The sequence below is a fragment of the Methylophaga sp. UBA4204 genome (genome assembly GCF_002379485.1).
Lineage (GTDB): Bacteria > Pseudomonadota > Gammaproteobacteria > Nitrosococcales > Methylophagaceae > Methylophaga.
Genome location: NZ_DFTU01000060.1, coordinates 2,945 through 3,182, shown reverse-complemented (window position 1 = coordinate 3,182; position 238 = coordinate 2,945). Strand labels below are relative to the sequence as shown.

Below are 238 nucleotides of genomic sequence, written 5' to 3'. Positions count from 1 at the left end.
ATTACCGAGCCACTTTGTGCTCCGTTACGCAGTTTTATGCCTAGCACTCGAAAATTTGATTCTGCCGTTTTGCTGCTATTGATTCTGGTCACTTTAGTCAAACTGACGTTGCTACTGAGTCTGGCTGGGGCATGGCCCGCCCTTATTGGCCTGGTTCTACTGACGGCTGCAGAATTATTTTCCCTGTTTATCAGCCTGTTTACAGTGACGATTATTATCGAAGTACTGCTTAGATGGC

1 pseudogene is annotated in these 238 nt (G+C 46.2%); it reads left to right on the top strand.

Going from position 1 to position 238, the window contains the following annotated elements:
- Positions 1–238, top strand: a pseudogene (locus B3182_RS08510) (YggT family protein); the annotation flags it as partial.